The 19524-nt window shown below is 52.1% G+C and carries 16 protein-coding genes; 11 read left to right on the top strand and 5 right to left on the bottom strand.

Going from position 1 to position 19524, the window contains the following annotated elements; genetic code table 11:
* The first annotated feature begins 102 nt into the window (after positions 1 to 102).
* Positions 103 to 1368, top strand: coding sequence for an ergothioneine biosynthesis protein EgtB (egtB, locus tag G548_RS0102055; RefSeq protein WP_040880522.1), 1266 nt, complete (start codon positions 103 to 105; stop codon positions 1366 to 1368).
* A 2-nt stretch (positions 1369 to 1370) separates the two neighbouring features.
* Positions 1371 to 2327, top strand: coding sequence for an L-histidine N(alpha)-methyltransferase (gene egtD / locus G548_RS0102050; protein ID WP_022792488.1), 957 nt, complete (start codon positions 1371 to 1373; stop codon positions 2325 to 2327).
* Positions 2328 to 2357: 30 nt separating this feature from the next.
* Here the strand turns inward: egtD and tenA are convergent, their stop codons facing one another.
* A complete protein-coding gene (gene tenA, locus G548_RS0102045) occupies positions 2358 to 3029 on the bottom strand; it encodes a thiaminase II (RefSeq protein WP_022792487.1) in 672 nt (223 codons plus the stop codon).
* A gap of 162 nt (positions 3030 to 3191) precedes the next feature.
* Between tenA and G548_RS0102040 the strand changes: the two genes are divergently transcribed.
* On the top strand, positions 3192 to 4802 hold the full coding sequence (locus G548_RS0102040; protein WP_022792486.1) for an FAD-dependent monooxygenase: 1611 nt from the start codon (positions 3192 to 3194) through the stop codon (positions 4800 to 4802).
* A 300-nt stretch (positions 4803 to 5102) separates the two neighbouring features.
* On the opposite strand, the gene G548_RS0102035 is transcribed toward G548_RS0102040, so the two are convergent.
* The 4 genes from G548_RS0102035 to G548_RS0102020 form a co-directional block, all read right to left on the bottom strand.
* On the bottom strand, positions 5103 to 5621 hold the full coding sequence (locus G548_RS0102035; RefSeq protein WP_040880519.1) for a GrpB family protein: 519 nt from the start codon (positions 5619 to 5621) through the stop codon (positions 5103 to 5105).
* Between the two features lie 91 nt (positions 5622 to 5712).
* A complete protein-coding gene (locus tag G548_RS0102030; protein WP_022792485.1) occupies positions 5713 to 7191 on the bottom strand; it encodes an aldehyde dehydrogenase family protein in 1479 nt (492 codons plus the stop codon).
* Positions 7192 to 7285: 94 nt separating this feature from the next.
* Entirely contained in the window at positions 7286 to 9511 is a 2226-nt protein-coding gene (locus tag G548_RS0102025) for an ATP-dependent helicase (protein WP_022792484.1), read from the bottom strand.
* A gap of 75 nt (positions 9512 to 9586) precedes the next feature.
* Complete coding sequence (locus tag G548_RS0102020; RefSeq protein ID WP_022792483.1) at positions 9587 to 10588, bottom strand: zinc-dependent alcohol dehydrogenase family protein; 1002 nt, start codon at positions 10586 to 10588, stop codon at positions 9587 to 9589.
* Positions 10589 to 10735: 147 nt separating this feature from the next.
* On the opposite strand from G548_RS0102020, the gene G548_RS0102015 reads away from it, so the two are divergent.
* The 8 genes from G548_RS0102015 (at position 10736) to G548_RS0101980 (ending at position 19481) form a co-directional block, all read left to right on the top strand.
* A complete protein-coding gene (locus G548_RS0102015) occupies positions 10736 to 12310 on the top strand; it encodes an ATP-binding protein (RefSeq protein WP_169435225.1) in 1575 nt (524 codons plus the stop codon).
* Positions 12310 to 12990 carry a response regulator gene (locus tag G548_RS0102010; RefSeq protein ID WP_022792481.1) on the top strand — a complete coding sequence of 227 codons (681 nt, stop codon included), beginning with the start codon at positions 12310 to 12312 and terminating at the stop codon, positions 12988 to 12990. The genes G548_RS0102015 and G548_RS0102010 overlap by 1 nt, the downstream gene beginning before the upstream one ends.
* 166 nt (positions 12991 to 13156) lie before the next feature.
* Entirely contained in the window at positions 13157 to 14194 is a 1038-nt protein-coding gene (locus G548_RS0102005; protein ID WP_022792480.1) for a tripartite tricarboxylate transporter substrate binding protein, read from the top strand.
* A gap of 76 nt (positions 14195 to 14270) precedes the next feature.
* Positions 14271 to 14729 carry a tripartite tricarboxylate transporter TctB family protein gene (locus G548_RS0102000; protein ID WP_022792479.1) on the top strand — a complete coding sequence of 153 codons (459 nt, stop codon included), beginning with the start codon at positions 14271 to 14273 and terminating at the stop codon, positions 14727 to 14729.
* 16 nt (positions 14730 to 14745) lie between these two features.
* Positions 14746 to 16230 (top strand): tripartite tricarboxylate transporter permease, encoded by a 1485-nt coding sequence (locus G548_RS0101995; RefSeq protein ID WP_022792478.1) that lies wholly within the window; start codon positions 14746 to 14748, stop codon positions 16228 to 16230.
* A 137-nt stretch (positions 16231 to 16367) separates the two neighbouring features.
* Complete coding sequence (locus tag G548_RS0101990; protein ID WP_022792477.1) at positions 16368 to 16904, top strand: biotin transporter BioY; 537 nt, start codon at positions 16368 to 16370, stop codon at positions 16902 to 16904.
* Between the two features lie 20 nt (positions 16905 to 16924).
* Positions 16925 to 18343, top strand: a complete 1419-nt coding sequence (locus tag G548_RS18680; protein WP_022792476.1) for an AMP-binding protein — start codon at positions 16925 to 16927, stop codon at positions 18341 to 18343.
* The gene (locus G548_RS0101980) at positions 18333 to 19481 is read left to right on the top strand and encodes a thiolase family protein (protein ID WP_022792475.1); all 1149 of its coding nucleotides are present in this window, start codon (positions 18333 to 18335) and stop codon (positions 19479 to 19481) included. The genes G548_RS18680 and G548_RS0101980 overlap by 11 nt, the downstream gene beginning before the upstream one ends.
* Positions 19482 to 19524: the final 43 nt, after the last annotated feature.

The following is a 19524-nucleotide window of genomic DNA, read 5'->3' as shown; positions in this document are numbered from 1 at the left end:
AAACTGCCCGTCCGCGTTGTTTTGCCCTGTTTTGAAGCGGGTATTTAACCTTCATGTGCATATACTTATGCACCATTTTATTTAGCTGAGGAGGAATTTCCTATCGTACAGGCAAAGGCAAACGCTGCAAAAGCTGACTTTATTGAACGTTTTACGTCCCTGCGTGAACAGACAATGAAACTGACCGCACCGTTGTACACAGAAGACTTTATGATTCAGGCACATCCAGACGTCAGTCCCGCGAAATGGCACCTCGCCCACACGACCTGGTTTTTTGAGCAGTTCATTCTCAAGCCGTATGCTGACCATTATGAAGAGTTTTCAAAATTCTCCAACGGCTTGTACAATTCCTATTACGAAACACAGGGAAAGCCCTTTCCGAAGCAGTACCGGGGTCTGATTTCCCGGCCGACCACCGAAGACACCATGGAATACCGGCGTCATGTGGAAGCGGCCATGGAACGCTTTCTCCAGGAAGGCCCCTGGAATGAAGAGATCGCTGAATTAATGGAAACCGGCCTCCAGCACGAGCAGCAGCACCAGGAGCTGTTAGTCACCGACACAAAATTCAACTTTTCGATGAATCCACTTAACCCTGCCTATCTGGAAAATGAATCTTTTGAGGAACAGGGAGAAACACCCGGGCTGAAATGGCACGCCTATGAAGACGAGCTGACAACTATTGGAACAGATAATCTGCACTTTTCCTTTGATAATGAACGGCCGGAGCATAAATTTTATCTGCACGCCTTCTCTATCGCCTCAAGGCCTGTGACCAATGAAGAATATATTCGTTTTATTGAAGATGGTGGCTACGAAGACCCTGAGCTTTGGCTTTCCGAAGGCTGGGGCATTGTCCAGGAGCAGGACTGGAAAGCACCACTTTACTGGCAGAAGCAGGGCGGTATCTGGTTTTACTTTACGATGAACGGCTTAAAAGAAGTGCGCCTTCATGAACCTATTGCCCATATAAGCTATTACGAAGCAGATGCCTATGCCCGCTGGGCCGGAGCCCGTCTCCCTACTGAACAGGAATGGGAATATGCTTTTCGCGGCTCCGAAGCAGACGGAACGTTTCTTGAGTCTGAAAGCTATCACCCAAGGCCGCTCCAGTCGACTCCCAATGCGTACGGGGATGTGTGGGAATGGACACGCAGTCCTTATTCCCCGTATCCGGGCAACCGCCCGCCGGAGGGTGCCATGGGAGAATACAATGCAAAATTTATGAGTAACCAGATGGTGCTGCGCGGCGGTTCATGCGCGACTCCGCAGTCGCACATCCGCTCCACCTACCGTAACTTTTTCCCTCCGGAAAAACGGTGGCAGTTCAGCGGGCTCCGGCTTGCCAAGGACGGGGTGCAGAAATAGCCATGGCTGATTATACTGTATTGGATTTAAAGCCTTCGCTCTCCTCCCTGGCTGAAGACGTCCGCACCGGGCTGGCTGCTGAACCGAAAAGCATCCCCCCCAAGCATTTCTACGATGAACGGGGAAGCCTGCTGTTTAATGAAATCACCCGGCTGCCGGAATATTACGTCAGCCGGACCGAAGCATCTGTTTTGTCCGACTACGGGGAAGAAATTGCTGAAAGTCTCGGGGGTGCCTCCCTTATCGAGCTTGGAAGCGGCAGCTTTGATAAAATTCGCTGCCTTCTTCCTTTCCTCTCTGAAGCAGTAAGCTATACCCCCGTCGACATTTCAATCAGCGCCCTGCACGACACCGCAGCCCGTGTGAAGGAAGCCGTGCCTGCCATGCAGGTCTCGGGTGTATGTGCGGACTATACAAAAACGATGTCTTTTTTAAACAGCGATAGAAACCAGCCCGCAGCTGTCTTTTTTCTCGGCTCCACGATTGGAAACCTGGATCCAAAGGAGGCTTCGGAATTTTTAAAGAAGCTCGCTTCTCACATGAAGCCGGAGGACAGCCTCGTGGTCGGCGTCGATTTGAAGAAGGACCCAGTCGTGCTGCACCGGGCGTACAACGACAGTGCAGGCATTACCGCTTCCTTTAATAAGAATCTGCTTCACCGCCTGAACCGCGAGCTTGACGCTGATATTAACACCGGCGATTTTGAACATGAAGCTTTTTATAATGAACGGCTCGGACGAATCGAAATGCACCTGCGCGCCGAAAAGCCTTCCCTGTTCTCAATCGGCGGAGAAACGTTTACAATGCGTGCCGGCGAGACTATCCATACAGAAAACAGCCGGAAGTTCACTCCGGAGGAATTTATACACCTGGCCCGTCAGTCCTCCTGGGAAACCAACGACTGGTGGACCGATGAAAACGAATGGTTTGGCGTATTTACGCTTTCCCCTCAAATATAAGACAAAGCCCCCGGTCCGCCGGGGGCCTTGTCATGTCTGCGGCCAGCCTTCCAGCCGGTACGCCATGTCCCAGAACAAATACTCAAATCGGGTAGTCGTTAAAAATATATTTTCAATCCTTCTTTTTTCCGCGTCGGGTTTGTTTTCTGCCAGGCGGTCGAGCATGCTGATGCCCCAGTCCGCGAGCTGCTGAAATTCGTCATCGCTGTACATCTGCACCCATTCACCGTACAGCTCATGCTCCAGTGCTCCCGGCCACGTGCTGAGCTTTCTCCCGATTTCTGCGTAGCTCCACATGCACGGAAGTACAGCCGCAAGCAGCTCAGCGAGGCCCCCGTTCTGTCCTTCGTGCAGCATATACCTTGTGTACGCAAGTGTAGTCGGGGCGGGTTCTGCCTGTTCGAGCTCCTGTTCGGTGATCCCGAACTTTTTGGCGTACTGGCGGTGCAGGCTCATTTCTTCATTCATGGTGACATCCATCACCTTCGCAAAAGCTCCCATTGTTTCGACGTCTTCGGCTTTAACAGCGCCAACCGCAAACAATTTCGCATATTGCACGAGATAAAGATAATCCTGGACCATGAAATAACGAAATTTTTCCTTATCGAGGATTCCCCGTCCAAGCTCTTCTACAAACGGGTGCGTATGGTTCTGCTGCCATACCGGATGCAGCTTTTCCTTTAAATCGTGAGTGAATGACATTAACCTCTTCCTTTCCTTCATTAAGAGTGAAGTCGGTTCAATTCCAGTTGAAAGCAGTAGTTTCCCATATTCAAACACAGTTCGCTCCCCGTCGGCAACATGTGCATGAGGCGGCCCTCGGCAGGGTATACTACAAGTATACGAAGGGAGCGTGATGAATCCATGAAAACCACGAATACCGATGTATGCATTGTTGGGGCAGGCCCCGTAGGTTTGACTGCTGCCAATACATTAAGAGCACTCGGCATCCGCGTCCGGATTTTAGACAGAAAAAGCTCTATTTCTCCCTTTTCCAAAGCGTTCGGCATCCAGGCGCGCACCCTTGAAATGCTCAACCTGATCGGGGCGCTCCGTCCCTTTTTAAAGGAAGGATTCCCAATTACTGATGCGGCTGTTCAGCCGGAAGGCAAAAGACCTTCCAAAGCCTCCTTTGCTTCGCTCGATACCCCGTTTCCCTTCATGCTTATGCTGCCACAGTCGGATACGGAGCATATTTTAAAGAAGCAGCTCCGGGAAGTCGGCCAGTTTATCGACTGGAACACCCACTGCGAACGGATTACCCAGTACAGGGACTATGCGGAGGTTGAATGCTCCACCGAAAATGGGCAGGAATTAATCCGCGCTTCCTATGTGATCGGATGTGACGGGCCTCACAGTACAGTCCGTGAGAACATGAACGTTTCCTTTCCGGGCGGCAAGCATGAAACGATCTACTTTCTAGGGGATGTCACGGTGGAAGGACTTCCGCTGTCCAACGATATTTCCACATTTATTACCGAGCGCGGCGTAGCTGCCTTCTTTCCATTCCGTGATGAAACGTACCGGGTAATTACCATCGACCATGCCGAACAGAATCGTGAACACCGGGACGATCTCCCTCTTGAGGATCTTGAAAAAAGTGTGCGGCGTATTACCCAGCAGCCGGTACATTTCCCCCATGCTTCCTGGCTGTCCCAGTTCGGGACGTCCCACCACCAGGCTGATGCCTACCGGGACAACCGGCTGTTTCTTGCCGGGGATGCTGCCCACCTGCACAGCCCATTTGGCGGCCAGGGAATGAACCTCGGCATGCAGGACGCGGTCAATCTCTGCTGGAAGTTGGCTTGGGTGCTGCGCGGCCATTCGGATCCTGCTCTGCTCGATACGTATGAAGAAGAACGGTACGCGGTCGGACGCAGGACTATCCGAATGACAAATACGGCGATGCAGGTGATGACCCGCTCCCATACTCTTATTCCACGCCTCCTGGCGAACCCTGTAAGTATGCTGAGCAAAAGCAGTTCGCTGCAGCAAAAGCTGACCCAGCGCCTCGCCAATATTGACATCAGCTATCAGAACAGGGCTTCGTTTGCGAAATTCCAGCACCGGGGAGAAGTGATTCCGGCCGGCTCCCGGGCATTGCCGGCACGTGTTCTTACCGAAGAAGGAGAACACGCAGATGTAATGGATTTTCTGCACATCGAGCAGTTCACCTGCCTGTTTTATATCGAAGACGAGCAGGAGCTCCGTCAGCTCGACGAAAGCATCCAGGAGATGCGCCGGCAGTATGGCCCTTCCATTCTTATTCTTGTTGTTCAGCGCAAGGGCATACTCCGGGCCTCGAAGCCAAATATCCACCATCTATTTGATTACCGCCGCGATCTTGCCGTCAAATGGAAGCTGCCAACGTTTTCAGCTGTGCTCATACGCCCGGACGGCTATGTTGCTTTTGCCGAGCACCCGGTACGTACCGGACGATTGATGAGAAAAATTCACACCGCTTTATATCAGTAGCATCTTTCAATCGAACTCCGCTTTCCGTCCGGCTGTGGATAATATCCAAACTATTTCAAAAATTGTCCACAAGCCGGTTTTTCAATTTAGTAAATTATTTGCCAGCAATACCTTCAATCGAAGCAGCCGCTTCGATTTTTTACGTCTTTACCCCTTAATTCCTCGTTCATGCTGCTGAAATAAGGCGATAATGTTTTAGGTTGTACCAAAACCTGTGGATAAATACTTCCGCTGATCTCTTCACTTCCTGAGTCCAGCTGAAAACCATCCCCATTGTGTATATGTCTGTGGACGGTTTTGTCAGTTTTCTTCTTCTGTTCGCTTCCAGCAGAGAGCCTCCTGTTCGAGCTTTTGCACGACGGCATGCTTTTCGTTCATATATTCTGACGGGCTGTGCGGATGCCGGGTCGCCGCCTGTATTTTAATGAGTTCATATTCCTTCGCTTTTGCCGGAAAAAAGCGGAGGTAATCGCGGAGGGCCAGGTGACGCCCGCTCCCTTCGCTTTCTTTTTCAAACACGTGCACGTGAAAGCGGCGGACATGTTCCCCTTTATAATAAAAAGCCCTTCCCTTAATACCGTGCTCTCCTTTCCCCGTATACCCGAGCCCTTCCAGACGGTCTTCAGGCCACAAAGAAAGCCCCGGCGTTTCTATCAGGATATCAATGATTGGCTTTGCCGCAAGTCCCGGGACGCTCGTGCTTCCTATATGATGAATATGATCTTCTGGACCGCCGGCTTCAAGCTCCAACAGCTTTTGTTCGTGATAAAAATAGTCCTGCCACTTCCTTTGCCACGGCACGACCTGTATGGTTCGCATCGGATCACTCCTTTTCAAAGCTTTTTGCTCTACTTAAACTTTAGCATAAAAAACTGCCCTGGAGGCCTCCAGGACAGCTGCTTGATTTCGTTTATTCGGGAATATACGGCAGATCCCGCATTTTCGGTACATTGATGACGTGAGGGGTGACGTAGCCGAGAAGGCCTTCTTTTCCGTATTCGCGGCCGATGCCGGACTGCTTGACTCCGCCGAATGGATAGCGGACATCGAGCCCCTGCACAGCGGCGGTATTGACCATCGTCGTGCCTGCTTCAATGCGGGCTGCCACTTCGATGGCATGATTTTCTTCTCCCCACACCGAGCTTGTGAGGCCGTAAATACTGTCGTTCGCCATTGCTACCGCTTCATCCACCGTATCGTACGGTACAATAGGCACGGTCGGTCCAAACTGCTCTTCTTTCACAATGTCGTCCTGCTGGTCAGCGCCGAGCACCAGGGTCGGCTGCAGGAAGTACCCCTGTTCAAACAGCTCGTTATCCACAATGTGGCCGAGCGGAATAACATCGGCGCCTTTTTCTGCCGCGTTGTCCACAAGGTTTTTCACAAAATCGAGCTGCTGCTTGTTATTGAGCGGGCCGGTCGTGACCTGCTCATCAAACGGACTGCCGATTTTCACCCATTTATTGGCTGCTTCCTGATACTTTTCCACAAACTCATTGTACAGGGTACGCGGTACATAGATACGTTTGGCAATCATGCAGATCTGGCCGGCGGTCAGGAAATTGGATATCACCATGCGGCGCATTGCCCGCTCATCGTTTACGTCAAAGTCCGGCAGTACTACAGCGGCATCGTTGCCGCCGAGCTCAAGCGTCATGTCCTTGATTGTATCCGCCGCCGATTTCATAATTTTCTTCGCTGTTTCCGTACCGCCGGTAAAGGCAATTTTATCCACGTGCTTGTTGGATGTAAGCTCTACGCCGACCTCAGCTTCTCCGTGGACAAGATTCAGCACTCCGTCCGGAAATTCACCCGCAATCATTTCCACCACCAGGCTGACCGCGTGCGGAGCAAACGGGCTCGGCTTAGAAACGACTGTATTTCCTGTCAAAATCGCCGGAGCAATCTTGATGGTAGACAGCGCAATTGGATAGTTCCACGGGCTGATGGCGGACACCACGCCTATCGGCTCCTGCCGGACGATTGTTTTACCGCCCTCGCCTTCGTCCACCTGATCGGCAATTGTTTCTTTGACCGTCTGGCAGGCGTATTCCATCCACATGATCGAGACCGCCATTTCGCCCTGGGCGTCATAAATCGGCTTGCCGTGTTCCTCCGCAAGCGTTTCAGCCAGCTCCGGCGTGCGGTCCTTCAGTGTTTGAATCGCCCGTTCCATCCGTTCGATCCGCTCGTCCACCGGTACTTCCTTCCAAGCAGGAAAAGCAGCACGGGCTGCTTCGATGGCTTCTGCTGCCTGCTCTGTGGTCGTTTTCGGCACGTAGGCCACAATTTTTTGCGGGTCGGCCGGGTTTTCTCTTTCCATATATTCGTCGGCGTCCACTCTTTTTCCGTTAATCCATGCATATAATGTTACTGATTCGTCTGCCATTCCTAGCTCCCCCTTAGAAACATTAGTATCTCTCAACTTATCGTAGCCTGCACCGCGTGATTATTCAACTATTTCGCTGAGCTGGCCGCGGAAGTTACTTTTTAATGACCTGTTTGGTGCCGGGCACCATTTTTCCTTTACACATTGGACATTCTTTTTCGGTTTCCTCAGGCGCTTCGGACAGACGTATCCAGGCAGGGCACATCGCTTCTTCACAAACGAGCGCCTCGATGGTTTCCGTTTCCTGTTTTTCCCCGGTATGTGTTTCTCCCGGAAAGGCTTCAAGCAGAAAGCGTGATACTTCAACCTCCTTGCCGCGGTAAAACGCCGGCGAGCTGATACACAGCTTCTGCTTCGCACGCGTAATCGCCACGTAAGCGAGCCGGCGCTCTTCCTCCAGAGCCTGGGTCTGCTTATTTTCTGCCTTTTCTCCGTATAAAAGATCCTTCATCCGGTCAGCCTTTAACGCAGAGTCGTGCGGCATAATCGTTTCCGAGGCACCAATGACGTAGACAACTGGGAACTCCATGCCTTTGGCCCGGTGAATCGTCATCAGCGACACGTGGTTCGCGTCAGGGTCCTTCTCGCGCTCCTTCATCTCGCGGAACGTGCGGAGCATGTCGTCGACAAAGTATACAAACGATGATACGCTCTCAAACCGTTTGGCTGAGGACTCGAGTTCATCGAGAGTTTCCTTTAACGTTTCCTTTTTCATGCTTACCTGCTGCTCATCCGCCTCCAGATAGCCGTCGTAAAACTGGCGCCTCATCTGGCGGATCGCTGTTTCCGGGCGTTTTTCCTTCAGCTTCTGAATCATGCTCTGACGCTCCTCCACTTTTTTACGCTGAAACGGGCGGATGCCCGGCATGTCTGTTAAATGAAGCAGCGGTTCGCTGCGGGGTGAAAATATTTCCTGCTCTTTAATATGCCGCATGCCGCGCTCCCGGGAGATAAATAAAGTCGGCACGACCTCGGGCATCGCCTCCACCAGCGTCGGGTTCAGGCTCAGCCGCAGGTAGTCCATCATGGCTTTTACCGGCCACTGCTCGTAAAACATCTGGTTGCCGAGGGAATGGTGCACAAATGGCACATCCTGGGCGGTGAGCTGCTCAAAGATAGCACGGCTGACACTGATCGTCCGGTGCAGCACAGCCATATCACGCCACTCGCATTCTCCCTCTGCCACAGCACGTTTCATATCTGCCACCACCTGCTCCGCTTCCTCGTCAGTGGACGCAGCACGAAAGTAAAACGGGGACGAAGCCTCTGCATTCATCACCTGCAGGGTTTTCGTTTTGCGCTGTTTGTTGTGGCGCACCACTTCGTTTCCAAGACCGGCGATGGCTTTATGGGAACGGTAGTTGACGTCGAGCACAATCGTCTGTGCTTCCGGATACTTCTGGTCAAACTCCAGAATGAATTCATGCCGGGCGCCGTTAAACGAATAAATTGTCTGATCGTCATCACCCACCACAAACAAATTGCGGTGCTTTTCCACAATCATCTGTATCAGCCTGTACTGGAGGTAGTTGGTATCCTGGAATTCATCAACCATTACGTACTCAAACCGGTCCTGCAGCTGCTGCAGAAAAGCCGGGTCCTCGTCCATTAATGCTTTGGCTTTCATTAAAATATCGTCAAAATCAATATAATTGCGCTCGAGCTTCCACTCTTCATACGCCTGGCAGATACGTTTTAACTGCTTCTGGCTCGTTTCTTTTTCAGGAAGATCTGAGACGGCGGTGTCGTTCATCTTATGATAGGACAGAAAGGATAAAAGGGCCTCCGGCTGATAGACGTCTTCAAGACCCATATCCTTCATTAAAAGCTTAACGGCCAGCTGCTTTTTCCGCTCGCTTGAAACAATTTCCTGGCGTATACCGTGGCGCCGGAGCAGAAGCAGGAAAAAGGCGTGGAACGTACGAACCTGCAGATTGCTGGCTGTTTCACCGACGCCCGGCAGGTTCATTACCCTCGTTTTCATTTCCTCCGCTGCTTTTTTTGTAAAGGTAATCAGCAGAACGGATTCTGCAGGCACCTGCTGGACCGCCATTAAATAGCCGGCCCGGCAGACAAGCACCGACGTTTTGCCCGAGCCGGCACCTGCAAGCGCAAGCAGCGGCCCGCTGCCAAAGCGTACGGCTTCAATCTGGGCTTCGTTCAAAAAAATACCGTCCGCTTCAAGCGAACGAAAATAAAAGGCATCGGATTCCTGATCCGATACGAGCTCCCTGCTTGTTGTAGCTTTCGCGATTGCTGCATATGGTACTTCTTCTCCGCTTACACCGAAGGGAGTCGAATAAAAAGAAAATTCCCGCATAAGTTCTCACCGTTTCTGTTGGATTGAGTATGTTTATTATAAATCGGGACAGCCGCTCTTGTATAGAGCAGGCAGTCACGGTCTGCCGAGCATTATTTTTCCGCCGCCGCTGAGTTTTTCGCTTTCATAGTCCCGTAACGCCTGTTGCACCTGTCCGAACGGATACGTATGCTCGGCACGCGGAACCACGAGCTGTCCGCTTTCCACCATATGAAACAGCGTACGAAATACCTGCTGGAAGCGCGCGCTGGAAACGGAGGCATTCCAGTGCCTCAGATGAAACATCTCTCCCTTCACCCCCAGCACTTCTGTAATATATGGCCAGTCGAGCGGCTTTCCCGAGAGCAGGCCGAGGGCTAAAAGCGTTTTGCCCGGCTTAACTGCCCGGGCAAGGGCTGCTCCTGCACCTCCTCCGACCATATCCACGGCAGCTTCTGCCTTCTCCCCTAGCAGGGCAGCCTGCAGCCGGTGCTCTTCTTCCCCATCCCCGGCTGCCACTATTTTTTCTGCGCCGAGCTGCATCAGCTCGCTTATTACCTCTTTTCGGCGTACAAGGCCCACCACGCGAATATTCATCCGGGAGGCCAGCTGAATCAGAAGCCTTCCCATTACAGAATTAGCCGCGTTGATGACAAGCATTCCACCGGAAGGAATTTTAAGTTTTTCGGTTAAAAGAATGTACGCCGTCACCGGGTTAATATACATCTGGGCAGCCGTTTCATTGGAAAGGCTGTCCGGCACTGGAACGGCTAAGGCTGCCGGCGCATGAACCAGCGTCTGCCACGTGCCCTCGCCCCGCAGCGGCAGCACGCGCTTTCCTATCACTCTCCTGTTCACTCCTGATCCGATCCGTTCGATCACCCCGACACCTTCGTAGCCGGGCACGAGCGGCAGCGTCACCCGGTGGGCATAACGGCCGTGAATGGGAATGAGATCCGAGGGGTTAATTGGAGACAGACGCATCCGTACTTCCACGTCGTCAGCTTTTAACTCCTCTTTTGCTCCCTCCCTGATGCAGACTTGTTCAGACGGTATTCCAAACGAGCTGACGTATGTTTTTATACTGGTATGACCCATCTTCTCCCTCCTATCTGCAATTGCCGCTCTGTCTTCGATATGCTACTCTTTGAACAACCCGTATTTTTAAATAGGAGGATATAGTTACGCACTTTCTGAAAGCGTTCTCCTGAAAGGAGGGAGCCCATTATAAGAAAGAACATGAAGATGCAGACAAAAATTATGTTTCTCGTCGTCGGGCTTGTCGCTTTTATTACGATAAGCTCCTTCGGAGTGTTTGCTTATTTAGAATATAATGATATCGAAGAAGAGCTTGGAGATAAAGCATTAAGCACAGCCACCTACATAGCGAGCTCCCCGGTTGTTCAGGGAGCGTATGCCTCCGATGATCCAAGCTCTGTGCTTCAGCCCTATGCTGAACGGGTCCGTAAGCAGGCCGGCGCTGAATTTGTAGTCCTTGGAGATACCGAGGGCATCCGCTATGCTCACCCGGATGAATGGAAAATCGGCGAATCCATGGTAGGCGGCGACAACGCCCGCGCGCTTGAGCAGGGGCAGTCCTACGTATCCACTGCCACCGGCACCCGAGGACCCTCCCTTCGCGGCAAAGCTCCGGTTCGCGATGAAGACGGGGACATTGTCGGCATCGTTTCCGTCGGCTTTCTGCTTGAAGATGTGCGCGCCGCCATCTGGGAACGCTTTGGCCTTCTGTTTGTCCTCGCACTCGTCCTTCTCGCCCTGGGCGTGATCGGCAGTATGGCAGTTTCAAGAAATATACGAAAAGACATGTTCGGCCTCGAGCCTCATGAAATCGGCCAGCTGTACCAGGAAAAAGAAAGTGTACTTACCGCTATCCGGGAGGGCATTATTGCGATTGACACAGACGGACGGATCACGATGATGAATGACTCGGCGCGGAACATGCTTGCCATTAACGGGGTAATCGAGGGGCAGAATATTCATCACGTGCTGCCGGACTCGGAAATGCCAAAGGTACTGAAGCACGGCCAGCCGGAATACGATCAGGAATTAATGCTCCGCGGCGCTCCTTACATCGTTAACCGGGAGCCGATCACTATCGACGGGCAGCTCGTCGGAGTTGTTTCTTCGTTCCGGGACAAAACGGAGATGATGCAGATGGCCAATACGCTTTCTGACATTCAGCGCTATTCGGACAGCCTTCGTTCGCAAAACCATGAATACTTGAATAAGCTGTATGCGCTGTCCGGGTATCTTCACCTCCGGAAATATGATGAGGCAGTGCAGCTTGTCGAAGAAGAAACGTCCCAGCAGCGTAAAACCCACTCCGTGGTCTTCCAGCAGATTCAGGACCCGACCGTGCAGGCGATTCTGACCGGAAAAGCAGCCCGGGCTTCCGAGAAAAAGACAGCTTTTCACATTGACAGCGAAAGCCGGCTGGGGACTCTTCCAAACCACATTCAGAAGGTTCAGCTTGTCTCCATTTTAGGCAACCTTATCGATAATGCCATCGACAGCGCGGTGGGCTGCCCGGCACCGGAAGTGACTTTTTTTGTCACCGAAATGGAGGAGGAAATTATGTTTGAAGTGGTCGATAACGGGCCCGGGCTGCCGGAAGGGGTAGATATTACTTCCCAGGGGGCCTCTACAAAATCCGGCGATCAGCCAAGAGGATACGGGCTTTCGATCGTTGAAAGAACGATTAACGAACTAGAGGGTATGCTTGAATTTGGCAACAATGAAAACCAGGGCGCCTACTTTACGGTCTACCTGCCCAAAACGTTGCCGCAAGGGGGTAGTTGATGATTCATGTTGGTATTGCCGAAGACGACTTTCGGATTGCAGATATTCACCGACAGCTGATTGAACAAATTGAAGGATTTTCATGCAGATTCACAGCCGGCACCGCCAAGGAGCTGCTAGAGACGATGGAGCACACGCCGGTTGATGTACTACTTCTCGACATTTATCTGCCCGATCAGCTTGGCACAGACATCCTCGGGCAAATATTGGACCGCCATGATGCGTACGTTATTATTATTTCGGCTTCAAACGATCTCGAGCATGTGCAGAAGGCCTACCGCTCGGGTGTGATCGATTATATTATTAAACCTGCTTCTCCCAAACGGCTTGAGGAATCGCTGAAAAAATTCCAGGCTCTGCAGGCAGCCCGTCCTGAAGGGGACCTCAGCCAGGAGGAGATTGATCGTTACTTTTCCTCTTCTGCCCCGTCTGGCGCAGCAGAAACCAAAGCAGAAAAAGATCTGCCCAAAGGCATTGATGCATTCACGCTCGATCAGGTTAAAGACCATATCCAGCAGGCGGAGCACGGAGTAACCGCCGATGAAATGGCCTTTTTCCTCGGCGCCTCCCGCACCACCGCGCACCGCTATTTTAAATATTTGTTATCCACAAACGAAATCGAGGTCCGGCCCATCTATGGCATCGTCGGCCGCCCTGAACGCAGATATTTTAAAAAATAAACCTTTCACCGGCTGCAGCCAAACCATGCAGCCGGTTTATTTATGTTCGTGACATTTATGAAACAAATACAATAAACGAAAGATATACATTTTAAATTGTAAACGGTTACATTTGAGCATTTTTTGGTTACGCTTACATCAATATAAAAAAAGGGGGCTACATATTATGAAACATTCGAAATATTGGATTGGTGCCGGAGTACTTTCGCTTAGCGTTTTAAGCGCCTGTGGAAGCGGAGGCGGGGACAGCTCATCAGGCGGCGGTGACGGCGGTGGCGAAGAAGAAAACTACGAGCCGGATTCCTCACTTGAAATTGTGGCACCTGCCGGCGCTGGCGGCGGCTGGGACACAGTGGCCCGTTCAGCTGCTGAAGGCCTCGAAAAAGAAGAAATCGTTGATCAGGGCATCGGCGTAGTCAACCGGGAAGGCGGCGGAGGCGCAAACGGCTGGTCCTATATTCATAACCAGGCAGGCAACCCGGAGTATTCCTTTGTGGCCTCCCCTCCCCTTCTGCTCGTGCCGCTGAACGGACAGTCGGAATACAGCTATGAAGATTTCACTCCTCTTTCGAATATGATTGCCGACTACGGGGCGTTCGCCGTTACGGAAGATTCTAAGTGGGATGATTTGAACGACCTGTTCGATGACATGAAGGAAAATCCGGATGACATTACCGTCGTTGGCGAATCCTCCCCGGGCAGCATGGACCATATGCAGTTTGCCAAAATTGCAGCCGGCGCCGGCGTCGACCCTTCTACCATCAAATACGTATCCGCCCAGGATGGCAGCGCCCTGACAAACCTCTTAAACGGCCAGGCCGATGTTTATTCAACGGGCATCACTGAGACAGTTGAGCAGGTGAGAGCCGGCGATGTTAAAGTGCTCGGCATTACAGCCGAAGAACGGCTCGAAGGTGACACGGTCAGCGAATTCCCAACCGCTACGGAACAGGGCATCGAAGAAACGTTCGTCAACTGGCGCGGTTTCTTGGGGCCGCCGGATATGAGCGATGCCGAAATTGCTTATTATGAAGAAACGTTCAAGGAACTCAGTGAATCTGACTACTGGCAGGAAACCCGTCAGTCCTACGCCTGGGAAGAAAACTACATGGACAGCGAAGAATTTGAAGAGTTTTTGGCTGAAGAAGAAGAATCCATGCAGGACCTGCTTGATGAAGTAGGCATTGACCGGGGCGGCGAGTAACAGCGTCCGAAAGAGCTCTGAACGTTCTGCGTCCAGGGCTCTCTTATATTAAAAGCAGCCGAAAGAGGTGATACGTATGTTTCGTTCCGCAAATAAAATGATCAGTATGATTCTCATCGTCATTGCCATTTTTTATTTATACCTGGCTTTTCAAATTCCCGCTTTTGCTACAGGCATGTTTACTGCTTCCACTATGCCAAAAGCCGCCGGTTTTTTATTAATTTTACTCAGCATCTTTTTATTCTTCATTAAGGAAGGCGAGAGCGAAGAAGACCAGGAAAAACGAAAGGAAGCCGGGCAGCATATTTTTTACTTAGGCGGTGTAGGCGTAATGATCCTGCTGTACATTACTCTTTTAGAGCCTGTTGGTTTCATTTTAGCCTCCACTATATTTATTTTTCTGTGCAGCCTGTTTATGGGCTACCGGAAACATATCGTCAACGCTGTGACCTCGATTGTTTTCCCGCTAACTCTTTATTTAGTTTTTACCCAGTTATTAAATATAAGTCTGCCTCCGGGCATTCTGCCGCTGTAGAAAGGAGGTTCACCGCATGGGAACATTTGATGGAATATTAAGCGGCCTCAGCGTCGCATTTAGTGTACAGGGAATGCTGTTTGTGCTGATCGGCGTTTTCGCCGGAACATTTATCGGAATGATGCCCGGGCTCGGGCCGATCAGCGCGATCGCTATCATGATCCCGCTGACATACAACATGGAGCCGACTGTCGCTCTCGTACTTATGGCCGGTGTGTATTACGGAGCTGTTTTCGGGGGCTCCACCTCCTCGATTCTTTTGAACGCCCCGGGCATTTCCGGCACAGTCGCGACCGCTTTTGACGGCTACCCCATGGCCCAGAACGGCCAGGCGGGAAAAGCGCTCGCCATTGCTGCTATTTCATCCTTTGCCGGCGGTACGGTGAGTGTCGTTCTGCTGATGCTTTTCGCTCCGCTTCTGGCAAGCGTCGCCATTGTGTTTGGTCCGCCTGAATATTTTGCCCTAATGCTGCTCGGGCTAACCGCGATAGCCAGTCTGTCCGACGGCTCGACGATTAAAGCACTTATTTCTGCAGTACTCGGCCTCATGTTTGTCACCATCGGCATGGACAGCCAGACGGGGACGACGCGGTTTACATTTAACAATTCAAATCTGCTTGAGGGCATTGATTTTCTCGTAATCGCGCTCGGTTTGTTTGCGATCGCAGAAATCTGCAACCTAATTGTCAACCGGAAAAAAACAATTAAAAACCAGGGCAATATCGGAAGCCTGAAGCTGTCCAAACAGGACTTTAAAGATATGAGCGGCCCGATGACCCGCCAGTCCTTCCTGGGGTTTATTCTCGGGGTGCTCCCGGGTGCCGGTGCAACGATCGCTTCTTTTATCGGCTACATTACGGAAAAAAAGATTGCCAAACGTCCGGAAGAATTCGGGAAGGGCGCGGTTAAAGGTATCTCCGCTCCGGAAACGGCCAACAACGCCGCCACGAGCGGTGCCTTTGTGCCCCTGCTCAGCCTCGGTATTCCCGGTTCCGGAACGACGGCCGTCCTGCTCGGTGCCCTGCTTGTGCTGAACGTGCCGCCGGGACCGCTGTTAATCGAAGAGCAGCCTGATCTGTTCTGGGGCGTTATCATCAGTATGTATATTGGCAACGTGTTCCTCCTGATCCTGAACCTGCCGCTTATACCGTACATTGCTAAAGTGCTGTTGATCCCGCGCCCGATGCTGATTTCGCTTGTGATTATGTTTAGTATGATCGGGGTGTACTCCATCAGCTTCAGCACGTTTGATCTTTACTTACTGCTTGCTTTTGGCGTGATCGGCTATTTGATGAAGCTGTACAATTTCCCGGCAGCTCCGCTTATCCTGGCATTTATTCTCGGCGGGATGATGGAGGAATCCTTCCGTCAGGCCATGACCATTGCCAACGACGATTTAACGGTCTTTTTCACCCGGCCGATTGCTCTCAGTATGCTGATTGTTGCTCTTCTTTCCTTCCTCGTCCCAATCATCCGCCAGAAAAAGACAACTTCAGCATAAAAAAACCCGGGCTTTCCGGGTTTTTTACTTTTTATACTGATTTAACAAATTGCCCACTTTTCGTAAACCATTTTTAAAATCAAGTTGACAAATGGCTGATTTCTTTCTATCCTTAGAAATCAGTGAGGTGAACATAGATGCGTATACAAAAAATTATTTATACGGCTTTATTTGCAGCAATCATGGCAGCTTTAGGCATTGTGCCGCCCATTCCGCTTCCATTCAGTCCAGTGCCGATCACCCTGCAGACACTCGGTGTCATGCTTGCAGGCTCTCTGCTTGGAGCGAGATACGGCGGTCTCAGCATACTCTTGTTTGTCGTACTCGTAATGATAGGCCTGCCTCTGCTTTCCGGTGGACGGGGCGGTGCCGGGGTATTGTTTGGCGCTAGTGGCGGCTACATTCTGAGCTGGCCGATCGGAGCGTTTATCATTGGCTGGATCGCCCATTCTTTCAGGAAACCATCGTTTCCAAAGTACTTGTTTGCTAATATTATCGGCGGTATTCTTGTCATTTATGCCGGCGGCGTTACCTACTTGTCGTTTTTAATAAACATACCATGGACCACTGCCGCCATTCAGGCACTCGCTTTTCTGCCGGGGGATATTTTTAAAGCAGTCGTTGCCGGCTTTGTAGCAGTCCGGCTGAACAAGCAGCACAAAATCAGGCTGTAGCGCCAAAAGGGGGGATTTCCATGATCGGCCAGGCCATCGCCCGGTACGCCGCTTCTCATCCTGCAAAGACGGCGGTCGAATACTCGGCTCGTTCGATCAGCTGGCAGGAGCTGCATGAGACCATTAACCGCCGGCGGAGTCAGCTGCAAGCAGCTGCCGGCCCCTTTTTTCAAAAGCAGATCGCCTTTGCGCTTCAGGACCCACTGGAGCAGCTGTATATGTTTTTTGCGATCGTGTCTGGAGGCGGCATTGCTGTGCCAGTGGATGAAACGCTGGAAAGCGGTGCGATAGCTTCTTTTCTTTCCTCTTCCAGGCCCGGCCTTTTTATCACAGACAATGAAGCCGACGGGCTGCCGGTGCCTTCCCTGGCACTTGCAGCCGTTACCGGCGCGGAGTCCTGTCTGTCTGCACCTGCTGCGTTCTGCGAAGAGACCGATTTGTTTTACGGCGCCTGCACGTCAGGCTCCTCCGGAACGCCAAAGGTATGTCTGCGAAGCCACCGTTCCTGGCTGAAAAGCTTTGAGGCGGACGAGCAGCTTTTTCCATTTCAGGAGGACGAACGCGTCCTGATCACCGGAAAGCTTTCCCACTCTCTTTTTTTATACGGGGCCTTGCGTATGCTCGAATACGGCCACACCGTGGTTCTGCCTGTAAGGCACTCGCCGCGGGTGTTTGCTCGGATGGTGGACAGGCAGCAGATTACCGTATTGTACGCAGTGCCTACAACGCTCCGCTGGCTTCTCAGTCACTCCTTTCCTCCCTCTTCCTCAGTCAGACTGATCATTACGGGAGGAGAAAAATGGTTTCCTGCTGATAACCAACAAATATTCGCCCGCTTTCCCTCGGCTGCGCTGTATGAATTTTACGGCAGTGCGGAAACCAGCTTTATCAGCGCCCTAAACCACCGCGCAGAACAGGTCAGCTCTTCCTGCACCGGACGCCTGTTTCCCATGGTGGAAGCCGGTCCCCCCCCGGAATCCGGGGAATTAGTCGTCACAAGCCCATTTTTATTCAGCGGGTATGCTGAAGACGAGTCCTTATCCTACCCGCGGTCAGTTGCCACCGGAGATATTGGCTTTGTCGACGAAGAAGGCTTCCTTTATATTACCGGCCGCCGGAGCGGAAAAATTGTCAGCCGCGGTCGAAATATTTATGCCGAAGAAATTGAACAGATACTCATGAGCCATCCGGATGTTAACCGGGCAGCTGTTTTCGGTGTGCCTGATGCTTTCGAGGGAGAAAAAATCGTTGCGCTTTATACTGGAAGCGTTACTGCTCACGACCTGCATGTACATGGCCGCCAATGGCTGCCAGCTTATAAACTGCCTGCATGCCTGCAGACAAACTGCCTGCCGGTTCTAGGCAGCGGAAAAATCGACCGGCTGCGCGCGCAGAAGTATTACGAAGCCTTATTAAAGGAGAACGGTAATGATGACTGAACCTGTCTATATCATTGACGCCAAAAGAAGCCCCATCCATCATGTGAACGGGAGGTTTTCAAAGCTGGAGCCGGAACAGCTGACAACGCCGCTGTATAAGCATTTCCAGCTCCATCACGGGATAAACGACCGGATACCGGCTGACGAAGTATTTATGGGAAATGCGGTTGGTCCGGGCGGTAACCTTGCCCGGCTCAGTCTGCTTGAAGCCGGTTATGACAGGTCTGTTCCTGGTGTAACGGTGGACCGCCAGTGCGGCTCCGGCCTTGAAGCTGTGCATCAGGGATTTCGGCACCTGCAGGCCGGGGCGGCGGAGACCGTTCTTGCCGGCGGGGTCGAAAGCATAAGCCGGGCCCCGCAACGCTCCTTTTTCGCCTCGGAAGCCTACCCGGTTTCCTCGACGCAGGAAAGAGCCCGCTTTTCTCCCAAATTTATCGGAGATCCTGATATGGGAGAAGCTGCGGAAACGGTGGCGAAAGCCTACAGTATATCCCGTGCAGATCAGGACGCCTTTGCCGAACGCAGCTACAGGCTTTCGTGGGAGGAAGCAGCAAAAACGGATATTTCCCGGGAAATCATTCCGGTGAGTACCGTCCATGCAGACGCTGAGATTCGTTCTCCAGAAAAAATGAACAAAATTATCCGCCGTGCGCCCGTTATTTTTGAGAAAAACGGCACAGTCACCGCCGCCAACTCCTCCCGAATCAGTGACGGAGCGGCACTCACGCTGATGGCCAGCCGCTCCTCCTGCCAGCGGCACGGACTCGTGCCTGCGCTTGAAATCCTCGATGCCGCCGCGGTTGGCGTCGATCCTACTATGCCGGGAATTGGCCCGGTTCCTGCTGTACGCCGGCTGCTTGCACGGAACCACTTGTCTGTCCAGGACATTTCCGTATGGGAATGCAATGAAGCATTTGCCTCCCAGGTGCTTGCCTCGGCCTTTCAGCTCGGCATTCCGCCTGAGCGGCTGAATACAGCCGGTGGCGCCATCGCTCAGGGGCATCCGTACGGTGCTTCGGGGGCAATTCTTGTAGCAAGGCTCATGCGGCTGATGCAAAACGGCGATCTCCCACTCGGCGTGGCCACGATCGGAATCGGGGGCGGGCTCGGTCTCGCCAGCCTGTACCGGCTCCTATAATAGAAACAGCCTGCACTCATCAAAGGATGAATGCAGGCTTTCC

Origin of the sequence: Marinococcus halotolerans DSM 16375 (assembly GCF_000420725.1) — a bacterium.
Taxonomy (GTDB): domain Bacteria; phylum Bacillota; class Bacilli; order Bacillales; family Marinococcaceae; genus Marinococcus; species Marinococcus halotolerans.
The sequence above is the reverse complement of the archived record's forward strand: the minus strand, read 5'-3'. Positions and strand labels throughout refer to the sequence as shown.

Excerpts from the sequence above, each read along its gene's own strand:
- egtD (WP_022792488.1), top strand. The coding sequence starts at position 1,371 with ATGGCTGATTATACTGTATTGGATTTAAAGCCTTCGCTCTCCTCCCTG.
- tenA (WP_022792487.1), bottom strand. The coding sequence starts at position 3,029 with ATGTCATTCACTCACGATTTAAAGGAAAAGCTGCATCCGGTATGGCAG.
- G548_RS0102040 (WP_022792486.1), top strand. The coding sequence starts at position 3,192 with ATGAAAACCACGAATACCGATGTATGCATTGTTGGGGCAGGCCCCGTA.
- G548_RS0102035 (WP_040880519.1), bottom strand. The coding sequence starts at position 5,621 with ATGCGAACCATACAGGTCGTGCCGTGGCAAAGGAAGTGGCAGGACTAT.
- G548_RS0102030 (WP_022792485.1), bottom strand. The coding sequence starts at position 7,191 with ATGGCAGACGAATCAGTAACATTATATGCATGGATTAACGGAAAAAGA.
- G548_RS0102025 (WP_022792484.1), bottom strand. The coding sequence starts at position 9,511 with ATGCGGGAATTTTCTTTTTATTCGACTCCCTTCGGTGTAAGCGGAGAA.
- G548_RS0102020 (WP_022792483.1), bottom strand. The coding sequence starts at position 10,588 with ATGGGTCATACCAGTATAAAAACATACGTCAGCTCGTTTGGAATACCG.
- G548_RS0102015 (WP_169435225.1), top strand. The coding sequence starts at position 10,736 with ATGCAGACAAAAATTATGTTTCTCGTCGTCGGGCTTGTCGCTTTTATT.
- G548_RS0102010 (WP_022792481.1), top strand. The coding sequence starts at position 12,310 with ATGATTCATGTTGGTATTGCCGAAGACGACTTTCGGATTGCAGATATT.
- G548_RS0102005 (WP_022792480.1), top strand. The coding sequence starts at position 13,157 with ATGAAACATTCGAAATATTGGATTGGTGCCGGAGTACTTTCGCTTAGC.
- G548_RS0102000 (WP_022792479.1), top strand. The coding sequence starts at position 14,271 with ATGTTTCGTTCCGCAAATAAAATGATCAGTATGATTCTCATCGTCATT.
- G548_RS0101995 (WP_022792478.1), top strand. The coding sequence starts at position 14,746 with ATGGGAACATTTGATGGAATATTAAGCGGCCTCAGCGTCGCATTTAGT.
- G548_RS0101990 (WP_022792477.1), top strand. The coding sequence starts at position 16,368 with ATGCGTATACAAAAAATTATTTATACGGCTTTATTTGCAGCAATCATG.
- G548_RS18680 (WP_022792476.1), top strand. The coding sequence starts at position 16,925 with ATGATCGGCCAGGCCATCGCCCGGTACGCCGCTTCTCATCCTGCAAAG.
- G548_RS0101980 (WP_022792475.1), top strand. The coding sequence starts at position 18,333 with ATGATGACTGAACCTGTCTATATCATTGACGCCAAAAGAAGCCCCATC.